Source organism: Tabrizicola sp., assembly GCF_031377265.1.
Classification (GTDB): domain Bacteria; phylum Pseudomonadota; class Alphaproteobacteria; order Rhodobacterales; family Rhodobacteraceae; genus JAUYQR01.
Genome location: NZ_JANMET010000130.1, coordinates 1 through 3,172 on the forward strand (window position 1 = coordinate 1; position 3,172 = coordinate 3,172).

General features: G+C 61.0%; 4 protein-coding genes. 3 read left to right on the forward strand and 1 reads right to left on the reverse strand.

Annotation, left to right across the window (positions count from 1 at the left end; translation table 11 throughout):
• Nucleotides 1-425: metal ABC transporter permease (locus RMO18_RS07590; RefSeq protein ID WP_309664966.1), on the forward strand; the 425-nt coding region annotated here is incomplete at its 5' end.
• Complete coding sequence (locus tag RMO18_RS07595; protein ID WP_309664968.1) at nucleotides 422-1,258, forward strand: metal ABC transporter permease; 837 nt, start codon at nucleotides 422-424, stop codon at nucleotides 1,256-1,258. The genes RMO18_RS07590 and RMO18_RS07595, both read left to right, overlap by 4 nt.
• 540 nt (nucleotides 1,259-1,798) lie before the next feature.
• Here the strand turns inward: RMO18_RS07595 and RMO18_RS07600 are convergent.
• Entirely contained in the window at nucleotides 1,799-2,458 is a 660-nt protein-coding gene (locus RMO18_RS07600; RefSeq protein WP_309664969.1) for a TetR/AcrR family transcriptional regulator, read from the reverse strand.
• 122 nt (nucleotides 2,459-2,580) lie between these two features.
• Between RMO18_RS07600 and RMO18_RS07605 the strand changes: the two genes are divergently transcribed.
• Nucleotides 2,581-3,172: aminotransferase class III-fold pyridoxal phosphate-dependent enzyme (locus RMO18_RS07605; protein WP_309664970.1), on the forward strand; the 592-nt coding region annotated here is incomplete at its 3' end.

A 3,172-nucleotide genomic window follows, 5' to 3' on the forward strand; every position in this document is an offset into this window, starting at 1 on the left:
TGGCGGTGCTGCTGGCCAAGTGGAAAGACCTGATGGTGACGTTCTTTGACGAGAACCATGCCCGGTCGATGGGGATCAACACCGGGATACTGAAAGTGGTGTTCTTTACGCTGTTGTCGGCCTGCTGCGTGGCGGCCTTGCAGACGGTGGGGGCGTTTTTGGTGATTGCGATGGTCGTCACACCGGGGGCCACGGCGTATCTTCTGACCGACCGGTTCCCGCGTCTGCTGATGCTGAGCGTGGCCATCGGTGCGATCACCAGCTTTGTCGGGGCCTACCTCAGCTTTTTCCTCGATGGGGCGACGGGTGGGCTGATCGTCTGCCTGCAGACACTGGTGTTTCTGGCGGCGTTCTTTCTGGCACCGAAACACGGCTACTTTTCCGCACGTCGCCGCGCGGCAGCGGCGCTGGAGGGCGAGGCATGATTGACACACTGCTGCAGCCGTTTCAGTTCCGCTTTATGGTCAACGCTTTCCTGATCATGGCGATGATCGCGGTGCCGATGGCGCTGTTGTCGTGCTATCTTGTGCTGAAGGGCTGGTCGCTGATGGGCGATGCGATCAGCCATGCGGTGCTGCCGGGCGTGGTGCTGGCCTACATCCTGAACATTCCGCTGATCATCGGGGCGTTTTCGGCGGGGATGGTTTGCGCGCTGGCGACGGGGTTTCTCAAGGAAAACAGCCGGGTCAAGCAGGACACGGTGATGGGCATCGTGTTCTCGGGCATGTTCGGCCTGGGCATCGTGATGTACACCAAGATCAGCACCGATGTGCATCTGGACCATATCCTGTTTGGCAACATGCTGGGGGTCGGTGGGCAGGATCTGTGGACCGCAGGGATCATCGGGCTGCTGGTGACGGCCGTCATCCTGAGCAAGCGGCGGGACCTGATGCTGCACGCCTTTGATCCGGTGCAGGCGCAGGCGGTCGGGCTGCCGGTGCGCGCGTTGCATTACGGGCTGCTTGCGATGATGTCGCTGACCATTGTGGCAACGCTCTCGGCGGTGGGCATCATCCTGTCGATCGGGCTGCTGATCGCGCCGGGGGCGATAGCGTTTCTGCTGACCAAGCGCTTTGACCGGATGCTGATGGTTGCGGTGGCGGTTACGCTGATATCGGGGGTCGTTGGGGTTTATCTGAGTTTCTTCATCGATTCGGCGCCGGCGCCTACGGTGATCCTGACGCTGACCGCAGTGTTCATTGCGGCGTTTATCCAATCAACGCGACGGGCCAAGGCACAGGGCGAACTTGTCGCCTGATCAGGCGGTATTCAGCTGGAATGCCGGACTATGGCCAGAGGTCGCTTGTCCAATTGTGCCTGCCACCCCGGCGCTGGTGTCAGCGTGAAGCAAGCTTATGGCGTCATCGGCTGACGCTGCCTTTTCAAACCTTGATCAGGCATGAGTTGGCACCGGGGGAAGCTGTTGAATCACATGGCAAGCAATCCGACATTTTGACCGAGAGCTTACGCCAAACCGCGCAGCGCAGCGGTCTTGAACGATGCGGAATGGGTTGATCCGATAGGCGTCTCGTAGAGTATTGATGCGCTGACTGAGGGCGGTTGCCTGACCTTACTGCTGTGCCGCTAAACCCCGGCGAGGCTGCGGAACTCGGGGCGCGGCGATGGCGTGACCTCCAACACGACATCCTGTTCCAGCCCCGGAGGATCGCTCCGGTGACGGCCAAGAACCGGCTACTGCACCTGTATTGGCTGGCTGCGCCCGCGCACCTTGGACGCGATGCGTGGGGCGTCCGCCAATGCTTCAGTTGCGCGAGGCGTTCATCCGGGTGGGGCAGCTTCACGGGGTGATGAGGCCGTTCTCGTTGAAGTGCCTTGGGAAAAATGCGGCGACCGTGGTCATCACCGTGGCGCGGGCCTCCTGCAGCGGGTAGGGCTCGCGGAGTGTCATCATGTCAAGCCAGACGCCCTCGACTATGACCCGAAAGACCCGGCCGATGCGGGTTGGATTGCCGGTGTAGCCATGTTCGGCGATCATCCGGGCGCACAGGGCATCCAGCGTATCGGTGTAGATCTGGTCGTTGGAGCCGCAGCGTTCCTGATAGATCGGGCGGCTCTGCGCCTCGCCCCAGAACGAGCACCAGGCTGACAGCCGGTCTTGCGTGCAGATGCGCGGGTCGAAGTCGGCCAGCAGCATGGCGTTGATCTGCGCAGCAGCATTTGGTCCGGCGCCAGCCAAGGCGGCGGTCCAGTTCAGCCGGTATTCTTCGGCCAGATGCAGCAGGGTTTCCAGCAGCAGGTTTTCTTTGGATTCAAAGTGAAAGTTGACGAGGCCGTGCGACAGACCGGCGACGCGGGCCACCTCGCTCATCGTGGTGCGGGCATAGCCGTGCTTTCCCATCGTGGAGATGGTGGCTTCGATCAACTGCGCACGACGTTCGTCGCGCGGCAACTTGCGCGGAATGGGAATCGACTGCGACGCGTCGGCGGCTATGGCCATCTGAACCTCTAACTTTTCTTGCGCTTACTTAGCGTATGTTTCGCCCGAAAACAGGGGAATCTTGTTCTGATTGACAGTACAGTCAAAATAATGCGAACTTTGGTCACTTCCAATACTTCAGGATGAAACCAGTGCAAAAGCTGCCCGTTCGCAACCTTGAGAAGTCCAATGCCCAGTTTCAGCGGGCAGTCAAACGCCTGCCGCTTGGGGTTGCCTCGACCTTCCGATATTGGGGCGACGATCGCACGATCTATGTCGATCATGCCAAGGGCGGGCGTACCTGGGATATCGACGGCAACAATTACGTTGACTACCGGTTGGGGTATGGCCCGGCGATCCTTGGCTATGCCGATGACCGGGTGGATGCAGCCGCGCTGCGGGGGATGCAGGTAGGCGGCGTGTTCGCGCTGTCGACCGAGCGGGAACTGATCGTGGCCGACCGCATTGCCAAGATGGTTCCCGCAGCGGAACTGGTGCGGTTCTCGAATTCCGGCACCGAGGCGGTGATGGCCGCACTGCGTCTGGCGCGTGCTTATACGGGGCGCGACAGCTATTTGCTGGTCGAGGGCGGCTATCATGGGCTGTTCGACGCTGCGATGTGGATGGCCAATCTGGAGGATTGGGAGGCCGGGTCGAACCGCGACCCAGACGTGGTGTCCTATGGCACGGGCATTCCCCAGACCTTGAAGCAACTGGCGCATCTGGTGCCGATGA